25 protein-coding genes are annotated in these 18,292 nt (G+C 40.9%); all 25 read right to left on the bottom strand.

Annotated elements, in window-relative coordinates; translation table 11 throughout:
• The coding region (locus tag HT688_RS03880; RefSeq protein ID WP_172923576.1) for a phage tail spike protein at positions 1–1,613 on the bottom strand (1,613 nt) is incomplete at its 3' end.
• Positions 1,610–2,308, bottom strand: a complete 699-nt coding sequence (locus tag HT688_RS03885; protein ID WP_000499603.1) for a phage tail family protein — start codon at positions 2,306–2,308, stop codon at positions 1,610–1,612. The genes HT688_RS03885 and HT688_RS03880, both read right to left, overlap by 4 nt.
• Positions 2,308–6,483, bottom strand: coding sequence for a phage tail tape measure protein (locus HT688_RS03890; RefSeq protein ID WP_000146321.1), 4,176 nt, complete (start codon positions 6,481–6,483; stop codon positions 2,308–2,310). The genes HT688_RS03885 and HT688_RS03890 overlap by 1 nt, the downstream gene beginning before the upstream one ends.
• A 56-nt stretch (positions 6,484–6,539) precedes the next feature.
• Positions 6,540–6,770, bottom strand: coding sequence for a hypothetical protein (locus tag HT688_RS03895; RefSeq protein WP_000087358.1), 231 nt, complete (start codon positions 6,768–6,770; stop codon positions 6,540–6,542).
• Positions 6,771–7,018: 248 nt separating this feature from the next.
• On the bottom strand, positions 7,019–7,312 hold the full coding sequence (gene gpG / locus HT688_RS03900; protein WP_001151571.1) for a phage tail assembly chaperone G: 294 nt from the start codon (positions 7,310–7,312) through the stop codon (positions 7,019–7,021).
• A 45-nt stretch (positions 7,313–7,357) separates the two neighbouring features.
• Positions 7,358–7,954, bottom strand: coding sequence for a major tail protein (locus tag HT688_RS03905; RefSeq protein WP_000216339.1), 597 nt, complete (start codon positions 7,952–7,954; stop codon positions 7,358–7,360).
• A 16-nt stretch (positions 7,955–7,970) separates the two neighbouring features.
• Positions 7,971–8,351 (bottom strand): uS13 family ribosomal protein, encoded by a 381-nt coding sequence (locus HT688_RS03910; RefSeq protein WP_000588569.1) that lies wholly within the window; start codon positions 8,349–8,351, stop codon positions 7,971–7,973.
• On the bottom strand, positions 8,351–8,749 hold the full coding sequence (locus tag HT688_RS03915) for a hypothetical protein (protein ID WP_000094295.1): 399 nt from the start codon (positions 8,747–8,749) through the stop codon (positions 8,351–8,353). The genes HT688_RS03910 and HT688_RS03915 overlap by 1 nt, the downstream gene beginning before the upstream one ends.
• Complete coding sequence (locus tag HT688_RS03920; RefSeq protein WP_000830391.1) at positions 8,742–9,131, bottom strand: hypothetical protein; 390 nt, start codon at positions 9,129–9,131, stop codon at positions 8,742–8,744. The genes HT688_RS03915 and HT688_RS03920 overlap by 8 nt, the downstream gene beginning before the upstream one ends.
• A complete protein-coding gene (locus tag HT688_RS03925) occupies positions 9,118–9,306 on the bottom strand; it encodes a hypothetical protein (protein ID WP_000598693.1) in 189 nt (62 codons plus the stop codon). The genes HT688_RS03920 and HT688_RS03925 overlap by 14 nt, the downstream gene beginning before the upstream one ends.
• The gene (locus HT688_RS03930) at positions 9,299–9,589 is read right to left on the bottom strand and encodes a hypothetical protein (RefSeq protein WP_000401888.1); all 291 of its coding nucleotides are present in this window, start codon (positions 9,587–9,589) and stop codon (positions 9,299–9,301) included. The genes HT688_RS03925 and HT688_RS03930 overlap by 8 nt, the downstream gene beginning before the upstream one ends.
• 13 nt (positions 9,590–9,602) lie before the next feature.
• A complete protein-coding gene (locus HT688_RS03935) occupies positions 9,603–10,718 on the bottom strand; it encodes a phage major capsid protein (protein WP_000976936.1) in 1,116 nt (371 codons plus the stop codon).
• Between the two features lie 18 nt (positions 10,719–10,736).
• Positions 10,737–11,459: a head maturation protease, ClpP-related gene (locus tag HT688_RS03940; protein ID WP_000152604.1), complete on the bottom strand. Its 723-nt coding sequence runs from the start codon at positions 11,457–11,459 to the stop codon at positions 10,737–10,739.
• Positions 11,440–12,588, bottom strand: a complete 1,149-nt coding sequence (locus HT688_RS03945; RefSeq protein ID WP_000506468.1) for a phage portal protein — start codon at positions 12,586–12,588, stop codon at positions 11,440–11,442. The genes HT688_RS03940 and HT688_RS03945 overlap by 20 nt, the downstream gene beginning before the upstream one ends.
• Before the next feature lie 55 nt (positions 12,589–12,643).
• Entirely contained in the window at positions 12,644–14,284 is a 1,641-nt protein-coding gene (locus HT688_RS03950; protein ID WP_023938748.1) for a terminase TerL endonuclease subunit, read from the bottom strand.
• Positions 14,281–14,619, bottom strand: coding sequence for a hypothetical protein (locus HT688_RS03955; RefSeq protein WP_000393459.1), 339 nt, complete (start codon positions 14,617–14,619; stop codon positions 14,281–14,283). The genes HT688_RS03950 and HT688_RS03955 overlap by 4 nt, the downstream gene beginning before the upstream one ends.
• Before the next feature lie 118 nt (positions 14,620–14,737).
• Positions 14,738–15,034: an HNH endonuclease gene (locus tag HT688_RS03960; RefSeq protein WP_050971655.1), complete on the bottom strand. Its 297-nt coding sequence runs from the start codon at positions 15,032–15,034 to the stop codon at positions 14,738–14,740.
• Between the two features lie 213 nt (positions 15,035–15,247).
• Entirely contained in the window at positions 15,248–15,790 is a 543-nt protein-coding gene (locus tag HT688_RS03965; protein WP_001028145.1) for a site-specific integrase, read from the bottom strand.
• 343 nt (positions 15,791–16,133) lie between these two features.
• Complete coding sequence (locus tag HT688_RS03970; RefSeq protein WP_023940104.1) at positions 16,134–16,562, bottom strand: ArpU family phage packaging/lysis transcriptional regulator; 429 nt, start codon at positions 16,560–16,562, stop codon at positions 16,134–16,136.
• A gap of 70 nt (positions 16,563–16,632) precedes the next feature.
• On the bottom strand, positions 16,633–16,863 hold the full coding sequence (locus HT688_RS03975) for a helix-turn-helix domain-containing protein (protein ID WP_000653363.1): 231 nt from the start codon (positions 16,861–16,863) through the stop codon (positions 16,633–16,635).
• Entirely contained in the window at positions 16,853–17,032 is a 180-nt protein-coding gene (locus tag HT688_RS03980; RefSeq protein ID WP_172923577.1) for a hypothetical protein, read from the bottom strand. The genes HT688_RS03975 and HT688_RS03980 overlap by 11 nt, the downstream gene beginning before the upstream one ends.
• On the bottom strand, positions 17,025–17,249 hold the full coding sequence (locus tag HT688_RS03985; RefSeq protein WP_101514642.1) for a DUF3310 domain-containing protein: 225 nt from the start codon (positions 17,247–17,249) through the stop codon (positions 17,025–17,027). The genes HT688_RS03980 and HT688_RS03985 overlap by 8 nt, the downstream gene beginning before the upstream one ends.
• Before the next feature lies 1 nt (position 17,250).
• Entirely contained in the window at positions 17,251–17,763 is a 513-nt protein-coding gene (locus tag HT688_RS03990) for a GcrA cell cycle regulator domain protein (protein ID WP_007284829.1), read from the bottom strand.
• Positions 17,750–17,929 (bottom strand): hypothetical protein, encoded by a 180-nt coding sequence (locus HT688_RS03995; RefSeq protein WP_001113499.1) that lies wholly within the window; start codon positions 17,927–17,929, stop codon positions 17,750–17,752. The genes HT688_RS03990 and HT688_RS03995 overlap by 14 nt, the downstream gene beginning before the upstream one ends.
• Entirely contained in the window at positions 17,922–18,287 is a 366-nt protein-coding gene (locus tag HT688_RS04000; RefSeq protein WP_230558124.1) for a YopX family phage-derived protein, read from the bottom strand. Before HT688_RS04000 ends, HT688_RS03995 begins: the two co-directional genes overlap by 8 nt.
• Between the last annotated feature and the right edge of the window lie 5 nt (positions 18,288–18,292).

Genomic DNA, 18,292 nt, shown 5'->3' on the forward strand with positions numbered 1-18,292 from the left:
GTCAGAGTCTCTGCTGTTTGCCTGACTTCTGATTTGTTAGCTTTCCCTTCCATTCTGTTCGTCAGTGCAGTTAGCCTGCCTTTAGTCGTCTCTTCATATCTTGCCTGAGAGCTTCTGACTCCAGCCAAGTCATTCTTTATCTGACCGAGAGCTTGAACTTGTTTGGAAATGTCAGTTTTAAGTTGCCTTTGCTTGGAGCTTATATCATTGGTAACTGTCTGCTTTAGAAGATTCAAATCACCCGACAAAGCCGTCTGAGCACTCCTAGTCTGCGACTTAAACGCTTCAAGTCTAGCAACAGAATCCAGCCCAATCCGCTTGGCTTCCTGAGCAAGAGAGCTACTTGCGCCAGCTTGTCTCAAAGCTTCCTCAGCCTTGCGCCTTGATTCTCGTAAAGGTTCATCATGAAAGCTATTGAAACGCTGATTGATAGTGTCAGACACTTCTTGCTTGACTTCTTCCGCCTTAGCCTTGGCAAGTTCGATGGCATCCGTAATAGCTTTCTCACGCTTAGTAAATTCAGCGTCAAAAGCACGGTCAGCGTTGGCGATTTCCTTTTTCAAACGTTCTTCAAAAATCTGATGCAGATTTCGGCTTTCATTCAAAACGGCATCATTTACAATCCCACCGATCGCATTTGCAAGACTGGACTGGAAGGTCCCAAAACCTATTGATTTTAGGCGTTTTGCCATTGGCGAATAGGTATATTTGGTGATTTTCTTACGAACATCAAGACCGTACCACTCATGGTAGATACTGACCACATCAAACATCTGCACCGCAACATCACTCTGACCGACAACCGAGATTTCAAGGTTATCTTCTAGCATGTCGCACATACTTGTCCGAAAATACTGCTTACCATATGCAATCAAGCTAGCCTCATCTGTCACGTCTTGGTCATTGACCTCCACGACATCTTCATAGATTTGGCTGTAGTTCCCAAGTAAGGGGCTGTCAATCACCACCATATAATCATGGTCAACCGCATTTTCTCCCTCGCCCTTAACAGTCGTTTTAAAGGTTATCCGAGTTTTTAAAGACTTCATTGAGGTCTTATGCTGGTAGCTGGACAAGTTTTTCTTGTACATAAAAAGCGATTCATTTTCAGAACCGCCATTCTTCAGCAAGCGTAAGTTGTAACCGTTTCGCACCATATCTCCGCCCCACTGACCTAGGATAGAATGCTTGTCTTTGGCCAAGACCTCCATGGCATTCTTGTCCTTGATATTGAGCGTATGCCTATCATCAATATCAGAGAAGAAAGAAAAAGGATTGGCTCTGGTAATACTACCAGCAAAAGCACTCAACACCCTTGTCCCACTGACACGGTCAACCTCGATAGAGCTAACGATGTAATTATTTAACAAACTGATAACCTGATTGGCATAGACTTGAATATATCCTTGTTGCTTTTCAACCTCAAAAATATAAAAATCCTGCTCACCATGCAGGTCATCTGCAGTCAGAAAAGTTTCCTCTTTCAGCAATTCCCACTTGGGATCCGATGTAGGAAAACGAAAGGTCAGTTGATAGGTATTGTTCCCCAAATGGACAATTTCATCATTGTAGGACTCGTTTAAAGGCCTATTTCCCTCTGTAAGATAAATCATAAAATATACCTCCAATTCGGCCGAACTGTGACCTTACGAACCGCACCAGTAAAGACCAGACCGTTATTGCCAACAGCCAATTCAAAGAAGCCTCCACGCTTTCGTAGCGTATTTTGAACCACACCATCTGCGTTGTAGATATTCTGCTTCTTATGCCTACAATCAATGGTCACTTTTCGTCTAATGGTCAAGTGCATGGTTGTCCGTCCGATAGTCAAAGAAATATCTCCGTCCCCCTCAATCTCAATCACAGGCTCACTATAGACAGAGCCTGGATTGTTGACATTACCGCTTGCGGTAAAAATAAGAGGAGCAAGATTTTTCTGATAGCGGAACGGTTGCATACTCAGCTTAAGCTCTAGCTTCCAGGCATGCATCCCATGAGGGCTATAGGTTGCACCAATAAAATCCGCATAAAAGACAGAACCCAACTGGTAGCTAAACTCCAGCACATTGTCCTTAGGCTGAAATTTCTCCACGATAGTCGAAACATCCAGTAACTTAGGAATATAGAACGAAAAAGTCCGTTCATAACTCTCATAGCCACCATCCAGCACTCGATAACTTCCGTTGGCTCCGTAGAGGTTAGCATCTTCAGCCACCCTAGGCTTAGCAGCCTCCACCTGACCAAAATCCGTCACCACGCAGTGAGGGATAGTTGATGTGTTAAAACCATTGATAATCATATAAAACATTACATTCCCTCCCTAGCGTAAATCGCACCTTGACGTTGGTAGACGCTCATTGAAATTTTATCAGCGTCCAGGTAAGTATCTGACGGCTTTTCAAGGATAGCAGTAAGGATCTTCTCCATACTTGCTCTCAGAATCGCTATCTCAGACACGACTTTATCGCTGTCTTTACTATTTGTATCTCCTTTTGTTTGCACCACTATTTTAGCTTGTGCTTCTTCCATCTCACGAAGGAATTTAGCATCACTCGGAATGCCAACTCCTGCAGCATATTTAGGAACCCCCATCTCACGCATCAAGCGTTTGGTCTTATCCGCCCGCAAAACTTTAGCCCCTTTAGGAAGAGGAAGAAGAACATCCCTCCCCTCAGGAATGAAGCTCCTACCATCTGGAAGAGTAACCAATTCCTTGTAGGTACTATTGCGTTGGTCATTGACCATAGCAAGACCACCAGGGTGATAGTTGGTACCGTGGGCATGCCGACTAGCAAAAACATTGGTAAAGAAATCACCAGTTACCCTAGTAATCCAAGTCCTAATGCCTGCAAGCACGCCAGACGCATTATCTTGAGCGTTGATTGTAACCGTTTTGTCTTGAATGCTATTAACGACGCTTTTGACCTCGCTGACAGTACTGGAAGTGCTATTTTTAGCAAGGATATCTACTGGATTATGTTGCTTAATCGCATTAATAGCCGCACTCGTCTCATTTCTAACGCCTGCAGTCTGATCTTTCGCAAGTAAATCAATTGGTTTTTCCTGTTTCGGAGAGTTCACACTCGCTTTTGCACTAGCAACTGCTTCACTAGTATTGTCAATAGCATTTAATGACTTATTCTCTGGATTAGATAGATTCCAAGCTATGATTTTATCGATTGACAATTGCCCGTTGTTCAAAACATTTGTAGGATCTAGTTTCAAATCTTTTGTGAATGGAGTAATCGCATTCCAAGTCGTTAGCGTGTCAGTCGAACGCGCAACAGCCTTTCTGAAATTCTCATCCGTAGCCAGCAACTCTTTCTGCTTAGGAGTCAAGGCATCATAGTTATAGAGCGCTTTGGAAGCCTCCTCAGCCTTATTCATCACATCTGTATTTTCCAAAAGCAGTTGCTTGACTTCAGCAGGCATACTGTTCCAGATTCTAAGATGGTTTTCACTATCAAAGATAGCTTGCAGTCCTGCTTGATTTTGGACAATCAACTGTTTTTCTTCCAGTGTCATAGTTGACCACTTACCAGACTCAACGAGAGCTTCAGCAATCGTTACCCGAACATTTGAGTTGATATTCGCATTTTTAACAATAAATTGCAATTGCTCCCAACCCTCAGCAGATTTAGTCGCTTCCCCAATCACTTCTTTTACGTTTGATTTAATGACAAAATTGTTGTTTTCATCAATGTTTCCGACGAGCAAAGACCAAGCATCATTCGCTTCTCTCGTTTCCTTGCTCATATCACTAGTATACTTAGCAAGAATGCTATGGGAATCACCCATTTTTTGAGAAGCTTCTGCTGCCTTTTGACCGATTACTTCATAAGACAAACCATATTCTTCCAGAACCTTTTTAGCTTCTTCCCAGTAGTTCCAGCTTTGTCCAGTTCGAGCTTTTACCTTAGCGTCAAGGTTTTGCATAACCTGGTAATACTTAGTACCTAAGGCTTCCATGGTTTGCTGGTGGTTTGTTTCAAGTTCTTGAATTTTTTTATTGTAAGTTTCTTGATCGATACGTTTGGCATCTAAGAGTTGTTTCAATCCATCTTTTGAGGTTTTGTATAACTGATTTTCTTCATCCAGAGCCTTCTTCAAAACATCTCTTGTGTGCTTTAATTGCGTTTCATTTAAACTACCAATCTCTCCATTCAGAGCCTGAAGCGCAGCCTTTTGTTGTTCGCCAGATAATTCCATCATTTCGATTCTAGCTTTGATCATCTCTCTTTGGTTGTTTAAGACGATTTCTTTTTCTTCTTGAGAAAACTTGCTAGCGTCTCCATTATGACGTTTGTAGATTTCACTGACCTGATTAGCCATTGCATCGGTATTTGAAACAACTTGGTCATTTTTTACTTTCATTTTAGCGATTTCTTCATCGCTAAACCCCAACTTTTTAGCTAATTCTTCCATACGTTGATTAGCTTTTTCAGCACCTGCTGCTACCTCTTCATGAAGTTTTCGAAAAGCTTCAGAAACTTTTTCAGCATCGCCAGCGTGGGTTCCAAAGTTGGCTACTGCTGTACTGGTATCATCTACCTTACTTTGGAAATCTCTTAACTCTTTCCTTGCAGTATCACTCAACTGAGACCCAAATTCCTCCGCCTTAATGCGAGCCTCGTCTTTCTTATGTCCTAGATAGACCAATCCTCCAGCTAGTAAAGCAGCACCACCCACCAGCAAACCAATAGGATTTGTCAAAGCCCCAATGGCTCCAGACAAGAGACTAGAACTAGATGCAGCAGCGCCAGCTCCTTCCGCTAAAACAGTAGCTTCGCTTCCTACCTTAGCAAGACCGAGACCACCTTGTAAAAGTCCTTTTAATTTACCAGCACGCTCTGTCAATTTAGCAAGACCGAGACCGCCCTTTAATAGTCCTTCTAATTTACCGGCATGTTTTATCAAAATACTAAGAGCCGTCGCCCCATTGCCTAGAAAGTTCAAGAAAGGGTAGCCCAGAGCCAAAAAACCACCAATACCAACCGCCAAGCTCTGTACGGCTGGAGGAGCCTTACTTAGCCAGTCGATAAATTGGTTCACCTTATCAATCACAGGAGTTAGTAATGGTAATAATTTCTGACCAATGTTAATCTGTAAAACTTCTAAACTAGATTTAAAACGTTCCACACCATTTTTAGAAGACTTAGATAATTCATTTGCTAAATCCTTGGTATAAGTTGTCGCCCCCTTGGTTTCGTTAGCAAGATTACGCAACGCATCTCCACCTTGGTCAACCAAGATATTCATCGCTGTCTGAGCTTCTGTACCAAAGGCTGTAGCAATCAAGGCCGATTTCTGAGCATCTGTCATCCCTTCCGTATTCTTTTTGATACGATCCAAAATATCAGGTAGCTTAATCGCGCCGCTACGAAATTCTTCTGCAGAAAAACCAAGCTTCTCCATTGCATTTGCATTTTGCTCTGATGGTTTCAGTAGCCTTGTTAAAGCTCCACGCAGAGCCGTACCAGCCTTTTCACCAGCAATACCATTGTTGGACAAAAGACCAACAGCAGCGGCAGTCTCTTCCAAGTTCATACCAACGTTTTTAGCAACGGGACCAACATACTCCATTGCAGCCCCCATATCAGCAAAACCAGCAGCCGTTTTATTGGCGACAAAGGTTAAGCTATTGGTTACTCGCTCTGTATCCTGAGTAGATAGCCCAAATTGTTGCAAAATATTCGTAGTGGCGTTCATAACCGTATTGAAGTCCTCACCAGACGCCTTTGCAGCGTCTAGGATAGCAGGCATGGCTTCGATTGTTTGATTGGCATCAAAACCTTTCTTGATAATTTCTTGCATCCCTTCATTGATAGATGCAGTAGAAATCCCATACTGCTTCGCCCAATTTTTTGAACTTTCACCCAGCTTTTGTGTGGTACTGTTCAGTTCATCCGCTGTTGGAATAGTATCTGCTAACAGAGATTTAGTTGTATTCATCTGACTTTCAAAGTCAATAGCTTTCTTAGTAGAAAGCGTAAAACCAGCTAATAAAGCAGCAGACACAGGCTTCATTGCATCGCCCATAGCCCGCAATTTTTCTCCACCTTTAGCAAATTTTTCGCTCAAGGCATCTATCTTACCAGACCAACTATTTTCACGCCCCACATCTTGCAAAGCTTTTTCAACACCGCGTAGCTGACCTTCCATTACTGCCAACTTAGCATTCTCACGCTGAATATCAGCAGCAGCCTTGTCAAATTTAGCTGTCCCCGGTTCAAGTTTATCAAAACTTTTCTTCATCTCATCCAAAACTTTACGTTGTGAATCAATGGCTTGTCCTAAAGTCTTGTATTTTGCTTGAAGTAAGCTAGCATTTTTTTCATTGCCTTTTAAAGTACTGTCCAAAGAACGGACATTATTTTGAAAGTACTTTACAGCGTTTTTTGCACCAGTTAGAGTAGGACTGAACTTTGACACGTCCAACCCTAGCTCGATATACATCTGACCTAACGGCGTACCGCTTGCCATCTTGTTCTCCTTCCTAACTCCTCAGAGCAAAGAAAAAAGCCCTTACGGACTTTTCATCATTCTTTATAAAAATCATCCATTGCCATGTTCATAAAAGCCCAGATAAACATACCAAGAAATAGATAAGCATAGAGTGGCAGGGAAGCAAAGATAAAGGGTGATAGCAAGAGCATACCAAAGATATCTACAAAATTTGTACAAATACAATACAAGCCAAAAGCAAGATAAAGGATAAAAATGGTAAACCAAAACCAATATCTTCTACATGCTTTTTCTTTTCGAGACATTTCTTCCACCTCCCTTACATATCTCTATTATATTCCTAAGCCTTTGATTTGTAAAGTCTTGACCTAGAGACTTTCTAAAAAATCTGCCAAGTCAAGCACTTCTTCTTGTTCACTCGTTTCCAGACTTCCCAAGACCCCCATCAAGTCCTCCCAACTCGTATCCATCACATCGCGAATGCTCATTCCACAAGGACCCTCTGTAACTTGCTTGACAAAACCATAAAAACGTTTGATCGCTTGCCCAGGTGCTAGCTCTTTTCCTTTGGGTCTACATCACCTACCAGATGAGCATAAATTGCTGTAAAAATAGAAATCACTTTCGCAAAATCTGTGTATTCTAGTAATTGTTCTACTGTCACATCATCAAACAAACTAGCAATAAATCCCAACTGCTTATCAAGCTTCTCTACCTCAGATAAATCACTTGTCAAGGATTCGTTCATGACCAAATAGTCACGATAATCACGAGTTGTGATTTCTTTGCTCTTTTTTAGGACATCTTCTCCCTTGTCATTTTTAATTGTAAATTGAACCTTAGCCATATACTTTCCTTTCTAAAAAAGTAAAAGAGAGCTTTCGCCCTCCTTCTACCCCGCAGCGGTTATGTTTAGTTGACCTTTCAATTTCTTCAACTTTTCAGCATCTGAACCATAAACAATAGCACCATAACGCCCCTTAGTTGCAACGTCTGAACTAGCTGTCGCAGTGAAATTCACACTAGTAGTAGCTAACTCATTCGCCTTATCCTTGAGCGTTTCAAAATCAATAGCATCCATAGAAAGCTGACCTTTATAAAAACCATAGTAAACAGGTTCCCCATCAGCAGTATTACTTTCAATGAGAATGGAAACATTCTTGGCAACTGTGTCTGCACCGAAGTAATAGATACCATCATCATCGCCATACCCCAAAGCATTCGTATATAAAGCTAATGGGACATCAAGCAAGCCCATCTCTACCTTAACATCACCGACTCCTCGATTGGAGACGTGATAAGCCACATTACTACCATAAGTCTTTACAGGGTCACTAGATAATCCAGTTACTCTAGCGGTCTGTGTAGCCCCTTCATTATCTTTACCTTCTAGCGTGAAGAGGTTCTGTCCAACCGTTGGAGTCTGTCCATCATGCACACGAATGGTGACTGATTTAAGTCCGATAAGTGCAGTTCCTTTTACTGTCATTTCTTTTTCCTTCTTTCTAGTATTTCTCATATAGAGCGCTCATACCACGATAAGTCCGAACGTCTACATAGCGCTTAATATCAGGAATCCATTGTTCCAAACCACCTTCAGTCTGATAAAATCCCTGTTCTTCCATTATTTTTTCAATTCTTCCTTGGAGTTCTTTACACTCCACTCGATTAGTAGACTCTACATTGATTTGATAGAGAAAAGTCTTAGCCAAACTAGTATTACTACCGTGAGCCGTCTGCATTGGAGGCCCTACAGGGATAATGACAATACTGGTCTCGCCATCTCCCAAGCTCTCAGGACGCTCAAAAGACTTGATACTAATACCAGATAAAGACTCATCCTCTTCCAAAGCATCGTAGAGTTCAGTTAATTTGTCTTTAATCATTACAAAAACTCCTGTTTTAACTTCATGCCGACTTTAGACTTAAAGACCGGCTTACTCGCTTCAAAAAAGCGGCGCATGACTCCGAAACCACGAGGATGCCCATTCTTTGCATATCCAAATTCATTTAAGTGAATAATAGTCCAACGAGGACTTTTAAAACCTAATTTAACCATTGGAACTCCGCTGGATGTACCAGTCACATTCCCATGAACGACCGCACCAACCGTCTTCCCAGTGTCAGCGTACACCGCCATAGCCCGTTTGAAAGTTGGCTCAAACTCCTCAACCGTCTCCTTCAAGGCTCTGTTGACCTTTCTACGAACTACCGGCTCTCCTAGTCGAGCCTCAATATTCCTCAAAATATCATCAAATCCTTTTAGATTAGCTCCACTAGACATCACGACCACCTCCGATAAGGACAATCAAAAAATCCCGATTAGCAAAATCAGGACGGACATCAATGATTTGCCATTTCTTACCAACTAGACGGATATCCCCCACTTCGACAAAATGCCGATTTTCAGGCTGATAATCTGTCAGAGGGTCACGAATCTTCAAAGTCATCTTAGCTTTCATCGCTTTTCCAGTTGCAATCTCAACGTCTTTCATACTTGGAGAATAAGTTTGCCCCATCGTATAAAAAGCCTTCTCGTAACTCACATCACGACCATCAACCCCTTTTTTTATTTTAGAGGTATAGAAAGTCAGGGGAGTTCTCAGGTCTCCATTTTGAGACTCAGGCTTTTTGTAACGATAGCTTGGTCCCTCACTCCTCTTCATTTACACTCACTACTTCCTTAGAGCTACGACTTCTGGACGACTTTTCCAACTCGACATAGTCAGGTAAATGTTCCTTTAGCTCAGCAAATCGTTCTTCTGTCGCTTCAAACCTTTCTCCGACTTGCCTAAGGACTCCCTCCTTGAGGTCATAAAACTCTTTTAATACCTTAATCATCACTATCCTCCATTTCTATCTTATCTAACGATAATGCTAAAATATCCGCTTTGAAATTTTCGTAAAAAAATTCAACTTGGTCATTATAGACATAGCGAGCACGTTCTAAGATAAGTTCCCTTATTTGATGATCGTGTATATTCCCACTTCCTACCAAGCGGGTAATAACCATTTGAGAACTTTCTAACATCCGTGAGAGATTCGCATCTTCTCCGCTATGAAAAATTCTCATCCGCTCCTTAAAAGGATCAAGGAGGGAATGAAGTTTAGCTTCAATCTCCATCCTTAGTCACCTTTTATTTTCCAATATTCAGTGTCCACACAGCAGCAGTCTTTTCATCATGCGCTTTACCATAAGCAAATTGCTTAGCAGTGTAGAGATTCAAGTCTTCTAAAGCATAGGTTTCGGTAAATCGTCCAAATTCAATCCCCCCACCTACAAAGGCATCGTAGCGACCTTTGACAAATGTAGTCACCTTACCAGACGCTTGAGCAACCGACTCAACCAAGATGAGGTTATAAGGCATAGCTGTTACATATACACCCTGAGCATTGAGAGACGTATATTGCTTCTTCACATCCCAGGCATCTACAGGGTTCACTACCATAACCAAATTACCTTCTACTGCAACAGGAGTGGTATTGTCAGCTTTTGTAGAATGGTATTTATAAACCTCCGTCAACTCTTTTACCACGGTAGCAGAGTCTGCGAAAGTCAATGGTTTTTTCTGAGCTTGTTTCTCAGCATAAGTTACTTTTTCACTTTCTGCAGTCCCTGTAAGAGTACGAGACAACCCGATAGGCTTGTTGTCCCCATCACCATTTAAATAACCAGCTTCAAGAGCAGCTGCAAAGGCCTCTGTAATTTGAATGGATACGTAAGACTGTAGCCAAGCAGGACCAAACTTTTCAGAGTCTTTAGGGATTACAACAAAAGCAGTCAATTTAGACTGAATCGCTTCTTCTTCAGCAAATTCTTGTTTCAATTGTCCTTGAATTTCAGCATTGATTTTACCCCAAACCGCTTGACCTGTACGACTAGACTTGAGGAATTTCAAACGAATACCAGCATTACGCAAGCCGATGTGTTGAAGAAGTGGACGGGCTGCCACCATATCCTCAAAAATACGGTCAATTGTTTCCTGAGGGAACAATTTCTCAATTCCTTTGGGAGGAAGTTTCTCAATGTTGTTGAAAAATTCGCGAGCTTCAGCAGTCAACTGTGCATCGTATGGATTCATAGTTGCGATTTCTTTACGAGCAGCTTCTCGAGCATCATCTTGCAACTTATCTGTCAATGCCTCAATCATCTCGTTATAGAGCTTATTTTGCTCCTCCATAGGAGCACCAGTTTCTACTGCATTCATAAAGTTCTGACGAGCAGTTGTAAATTCATTACCAAGTTTCATCATTGTTTTTTATTTCCTTTCTTAAAATGGGAAACGACCCAACCCCACAGGTTCAGCCGTCTTGTCTTCTTTTTTCTTATCTTCTGGGATAGGTAAACTGTTATTCAACCTATCACGAACCAAGTCCGCCAATAACTCCACATCTGGGGTCATCGCAGATCGGATTTTTTCGATAAAATCACGAGGAATCACAGGTGTCTGACTAGCTACCAAGACAGGAGCTTCCTGACTTTCAAACATGACCTTATCTGCGAAGCCATGATTAACAGCAGAACGAGCATCAAACCACGTTTCACCCTCCATTAGATCCAGTAAATCATCTAATGCCTTACCAGTCTTATCAATATAGGCATATGCGATGGACTTATTAAACCCTTCTAACACACCAGCCTCATGCAAGAGCGCCTTATGGTCACCACGTACACCAGCAGATACATTATGGATCATGATTTGCGCTGTAGGACTAATTTCCACCTGATCACCAGCCATAGCGATAACACTCGCAGCACTAGCAGCAATCCCCACGATTTTCACCGTCACATGCCCCTGATAAGCACGCAATGCTGTATAGATTTCACTACCAGCATACACATCACCACCACCAGAATTGATGTGCACCTCCACATCTTCTCCCGTCGTCGGCAATACAATATCCTTAGGAGCAGTTGCATCCATGTCTAGCCAATCATAAAACCAGCGGTCATCATTGGATACAATCGCTCCCTTAATCTGAATGATTGTCATCCTCATTTCCTCCTTTCTCTATTTCGTTTTCACCCTGATAGTTCTTAGTGATAAGGAAAGAATCCCCACCAGGAACAGCCTCAAGACCAAGTTCCAATCTCACCTCATTTCGAGTCATAGCCCCAGATGAGATGAGTTTATCTATGTTCTCAGCCAGAGCAAACTTATCCAGTCCCCCCTCACCAAAAATCACAAATTTTTTCTGATTAGCGTATCCAGCCGAACTCACCATAGCATGGTTTAGAGCGTCACCCACTTTTTTAACCAGCGATTCATAACAATAACTGTTAAACATCTTCTGGCTATTAGACAAATCAGCCATATCTCCATGCATCAAAGCCGTCGGCAAACCTAATATATCCGCAACCTCGTCATCAAATTGACGTCTCAGTTTCTTCAACTCTTCAACTGATAGATTTGTAGTTCCTACCGTATTGGTCAACTCCGAATACTCCACACCATCCATTGTCGGTACAATGGCAACCGTCTTAGACGTAAAGGACTTAAAAAGATTGTCCGCATATCTCTGCAGTTTCTTTCTCTTATCCTCATCAAAAGTTCCATTCGCTTTTGTAGCCAGAACCCCACGGATCTGATTATTTCTAGCTAAGGCTTCCACCAGACGAGTATGTAGTTTTTCATAATCAGAAAACAAGTCAGATACATATTCTTGCAAGCGATTGTTATTATACTGAAGAAAGATGACATCACTCATAGCAAACTTCCTCTGAAATGTATAATCCCCGACAGACACCATCTCAAAGGTGTCATCATACAGAGCATAACGCCTACGAGTAAAAGCATCAGCTACCAGTAACTGCTTATCATCAGACAAAACAATGAGTACTTCGTTTTTCGTCAATAAGCGATAAATGACCTTCTGCCAGAACTCCGAGGCCGACTCATTCTTATTGGGACGCACATTTAAAATATAATCCCAGTCTGACGTCACATGATGATTCTCCACCATATACCGAAATTCCGACTTAGCAAAGATACGAGCCACAAACTCCGCCGACTTATCAATCGCTAAACTCTTTAACTGCAAACACCCCAACATTCGTTCCAACTCTTCAAAATCAAAACCAACATCAGGCGCATCACGCTTAAATAAATTTAAGAACCCCATGCTTCCCCTCCTTCCTATCCAATTACCAACCTACCACCCAAAATTTATTCTTAGATTAAAACTCCCAATCCTCTAACATATCGAGGAATTCCCCAACGTTCGACTCATGTACAAGCTCACGTTTGTATAGAGCAGCAATCAAGGCATGGAAACCATCCGTCTTTCTTCTGACGGGCTCTTTCTTCAAGAAACGCTTATTGCCATCCTTGTCCTCTTTGACGTAGGTATTATCCGTATACCAAATCATAGAATTATCATTCTCAAAGATAAATCGTTCATTAGCAAATCCGTCTTCAATGATTGGAGCAACCTTGGATTGAATCGCCCCAGGATTTCTCAAGAACTCATATTCAAAACCAGCCTCTTCCAAAAGAGGTTTTAACAAGTCCATTCTGAAACCATCTGCACATACAAGCTCAATCTGATAAAACTTACTCCATTCATTCAATTTTTCGACCAATAAACGAGGGTCAATACTAGGGCCGTCCACAATTGTAAATAAGCCTCTATCTGCCCATTCCTGAATAGGAGCTTTAAGTTTAAAAGCTTTCAAAAATGCTTTACGAGCAAATGAATGTTGTTTCCAGATAAACTCATCTCCGTTCTTAAACAACAAACCAACACTCGCAAAATCTCGAATGCTAGCATAGTCAAATCCTGCGACACAGGACTTACCCAACAAGTCAATACCAGGCGAACGTAAACAAGCAAGTAATCTTTCACGAGTCGTCACATCTTTCTCAAGGTCTGCTTCAGGAAGATTCATCCGTTTAGTCATGAACTCCTGACGACCAGACGGCTCCAGCTCAAGGTCATCATAGTCAGCCTTAGTTCTAGCAAGCAACCTCTTAGCGTAAGGCGTGCTTTCATCCAACATCGGATTTGCTTTCGGCCAATTCTTCATGTCATCCACCTCATCCGCACTATCAAGCTTGCAGATAAAAGGGAAGAGTCTGAAATCATCAACCTCTCCATTCAAGATTTGCATAGACTTCTCTATCAGCTTGTCATAGAACCCCTCGCGCACATACCCATTCGTACCGTTGTAGAAAGTCCTGACATGAGCAATCTTACCAAGACCAGACCTTTGAACCTTCACAGCCTTATCATTTTCAAATTGGTGAATCTCATCAAACTCAAGACAACCATCACGAGCAGAGTCCATAGTCTTCGGATTATTCGTCCGAAAAGAAAAGACCGAGTTGTTCGCTCGACCTGTGATAGACATTTTAGTCAGATAGAAATGGTCCTCAAGACCACGCCTTTGGATAGTCTCATAAACTTCCTCAAACGAAACCTTACCCTGTTTCTCAGAGTTAGCAGTGATAGTCACATCGTAATCTCTGATAGGGTAGATAGGGCTGATAAAAAACGATGACCTTGCTGACATAAAACCATTCTTACCACCCCCACGAGCAAGTGTGTATAGATACTCGTCAAAGTGTGGTTCCTCGTCTACCTTCCGAAAAAGAAAAATGAACGGTGTCAAGAAAAGTTGATACTTAGCCAGAGGGAAAAAATTCTTTTCCGCAAACCGAATGAACTTATCAATCAAGTCATTATCAAAATACAAATCATCACGAGGATAGATTTTCTCCTTGATGATTTTAAACAGCAACTTCCTTTCCTTGTTGACAACAACTTCTCCATTCTCGGCCATTTTGATGTAGTCATCAACCAGCGGATGAGAAATCATAACAGATCACTTCCAGACGTAGCTTTCTCGACAGGAGAATTTTCAACATCAAAATCAAACGACCGCTCAATAGCCAAAAGCTGATTACTGGTTGTGTTGATTTCCTTGATGAGAGAATTCGCTTTTTGGAATCTTTGTTGTCCATTGTGAACAGTGATGACCAGTCCGTCTTCATGAAGTTTAGCTTTCAGCTCATAAAGCAGCCGGACAAGATAAAGATAGCGATTGACTTTTTCATACTGAATCGCATCCTTTTTTCTAGGACTGAAATAGCCAATTTTAGAAAGTAGCTGATTTTCTAATTCTTTTATATTTTTTTCCGAGTATTCTTCCATTACCCCCCACCCCCTTTAATTTTTTGTTAAAAATTTGGACAGTCGAGTGCAGACCGCTTACCGACATCTTTGAAAATTTCCGATTTTTTTGACCGGGGGGTGTTTAAGATTCGTTCACCTAACCCCACCATTCATCTTTTCGGAAATTTCTGTCATTCTTATCAAAACGATCATGCCTTTTATTATGACATGCTTTGCACAATGTTCGTAGGTTATCGATATCAAGCGCGAACTCTGGATAGAACTCTAGCTCCTTGATATGGTCAACTTCTAAATTAGTAGTCGTGACCTTGCCTTCATCCCTGCACCATACACATTCGTAATGATCTCGTTTAAGTGCTTGCCTTCTTATCGTTCTCCACTCATTGGAATTGTAAAATTGGTTTCGTTCTTCTCGAGTTGAAACTTCAATCATTGTTTAATATTCTTTGTTCATTATATCTTTCGTCAATAATTATCTTAAAGATACCTATTTTAAATTGCTGTTACTCTATATTTTCTAGCGTTCAATTAGACATATCTTATATTCTGTCTAATTCAAACAGTCGCCAAAAAGCCTAACACAATAAGGATATACAGTAATCCACTAAATGAATTAGCGTTTGACTCGTTATGTCTAATTGGTTAACTACAATCCAAAATTTGACATCGCTTTGTCCTGTTGATCTTGACGAATACCTATATATCTTAAGGTAATAGCTGGTGATGAATGATTAAACAAACTCATCAACATTGCTATATCTTTTGTCTTTTTATAATAATGATATCCAAATGTCTTCCTCATTGAATGAGTTCCTATATTTTCAATACCACACTCAGATGCAGCAACTTTTAAAATCCAATCCACAGTCCTACGATCAAGTGGTTTATTTTTTCCGACTCTACTTTGAAATAAAAAATGATGATGAGGTTTATTTTGTATATACTCTCTAACCTCACGTTTGAGAGTTTTAGTCATTTTAATCTTTTTCTTCTTCCCAGTCTTTTGTTCTTTCAGTTTGATATACCAACCTTGAACATCCTTTACTCGAATTTTTAAAATGTCACCAACTCGCAAACCTGAATTGATACCAAAAAGAAATAAAATATAATTACGCTCATTCCATTCTCTCAGATAATCTTTCATAGCCTGTATATCATCTTTATCCCTGATTGGTTCTACAATATTCAAAACAAGTATCACCACCTTTCAAATAATCAAAAAAAGCCACTGGTCGTGGCATTGAATATGACAGTAGCTGGAATTGAACCAGCTGGTCTAGCAGTAAAACGCACGCTTGGTAAAAGTTTCAAGGAGACCCAAACAACCTGCTAACCTGTCCTTACTGTCTAAGAGGCCGAAACCTCTGTATTTTTAGGAGTCCTCATGACTGTTCGTTACCCAATCATTGGATAATACTATTTTAGCACCTTTTTTCGTTCCAATTCTCCCAAGATTTTCCCAGATTTTTCCCAAGATTTTCCCAGATTTTTCCCAAGATTTTCCCAGATTTTTCCCAAGATTTTCCCAGAAATCACTTGTAAACCAAAAGGTTGCTTGCTTGATAGGACTCTGCAAACTCTAATAGAGCTTTGTTTAATATCCGATAATACTCACTAGATGAGTAGCCTAGTTCTGAGTAGATGCTGTAGTCTTCCCTCCTTTTCTTCCTGCAATATCGTTCGATTAGGATACGTGTATATTCCATATCGGAAAGATTGTTGATTGCTTTAGCGATTAGTTCTAAATCCTGCTGAGCTGATACTCTACGCAAGACCATGCTTTCTACCTGCTTACTTGTCTGACCACTTGATGATTTTGGTTCAAGCGAGTAGGATATTGTTATTTTGGGGGCGTATTCTTCTCCAGCAATCCGTCTCAGACGACTGTATTTTTTTAGGACTTTGATAGCTTCCTTTCTGGTTTTCTTTTCATCGATGATATCCAATAACTCTATTTGCACACGAACTCCTCCTCATGATATAATAGTTATGCGAAACCATACCATGAGGAGTCAGCTGTGCTGGCTTTTTTCATGCCCTACTCCCGAGAATAATATCAGCAGGAAAAGCAAAGTAAGTACAGATATCTTCTACATTATAAATATTCGGTACACTTTCCTCCTTCTCCCATTTAGCAATCAGGTAGCGACTATAGCCTAGTTTAGCTGCTAACTTTTCTTGTGACAACTTCCTTTCCTTACGTTTTTGCTTTAGCAAGAAAGCAAACCTACTTGCTTGTCTTGGATTTAATTTATCCTTCATCATCCACCTCAATCTTTATGACTACCCTACCATTCGGATGGCGTTTTTGTGTAGATGCAAAAGTGTAATACTTCAACATCCTCTCGGCAATTCCTGTTTCTTTGCTGATTTCAGCAAGAGTGCCCATGGTAATGAAGGTGTCGCCATCATACAAAGCGTATTCACTCATGCTCCATCTCCTCAATCAACCAATCAAGGTTCTTACGTGCTTTCTTCAGGTCTTCCAGACCGTTTTTCTTTTGAAACCGTAGCATATACTTGATTGCGTTGCCCCAAAAGAAAGCAGACGCTCCGGAAAGGCTCCCAACGAAGTTATGCACAACATCGATAGCCTCAAGACCGTTTGCACCTTGGTAGTGGCTTGGTTTGTTTATGTTGTCTGTCATGTTAAGTCCTCCTCATAAAAATCATATCATTGTCAAAACTCCAAGGATGCTGTTGAATTTCTTCTTTTCCGACAGGTATTTTATAATGATAAACCACCGCTCTAATCAGACGAAGTGGTCTGTCTAATTGGCATGCTATTTGTCTACAGCTCATGCCCATTTTTCCAAGTGTTTCTATATCGTATTTTGAAATATCCCATTTCTTTTTTCTGCGAGGCAGTCCGAGCCTGTTCGCTTTTATAATCACTGCGTCTAAACTTCGATTTAATATTTTAGCTAGCTGGTTTAAATCTTGAACTTTTTGATAATAGCGCCGTAAAATTCTTATTTCTTCATCCTGCCAATGGCGTTTTGTAAACTGACCTTTTCCTTTGTTGATTATCTCAGACTTACATCGGACAGAACTAACTGTACGACCTAAAAAATCAGCGACCTCTTCAACCGTACTTTCATTATCGTTGTGGGCTAGTAAAATATAATCAACCTCATCTTCTGTCCATCTACGTCCTGCCATAATGTTTATACGCTCCATGTAAATAATAAGTGCCATCTTTACGCTTGTTTACGTAATACGTATATTGCCCATCTGGACTAGCGTAGGAAATCTGCTTCTCTCCTGCCCAGATACCATTGTCACGCATCATATGGCAATTCTCCATAATCCATTCTACGTCAGGCATCTAGTAACTCCTTGTTTTCGTAGATGTTGCCAACGACTCTATAAGAGTAACTTTCATCGCTAAGAATTTCATGAAAGGGCGCAATATCATCTACACTTATTGCTTCTATCATAAAGACAGCTTGCTCATTATCCCAAGTCAATTTTGCATTCCCAAGGACTTCTCCTTCATCTTGAATTTCAAGAACATCCCCCTCAAAGATTTCCTTGCCGTTCTTATCCTTGAGTCCTGTTGATTGCATGATACATTCATAATCATCAAAATGTAACCAATCTTTTTTCTCTTCAATCCAAATGATAGGACAAGTCCAGTTTTCATCACTTAGATCACAATTGCCTACCATGACTTTGTAATTCATTTCTT

This window comes from Streptococcus sp. 1559, from assembly GCF_013276735.1.
In the GTDB taxonomy this organism is placed as follows: Bacteria; Bacillota; Bacilli; order Lactobacillales; family Streptococcaceae; genus Streptococcus; species Streptococcus pseudopneumoniae.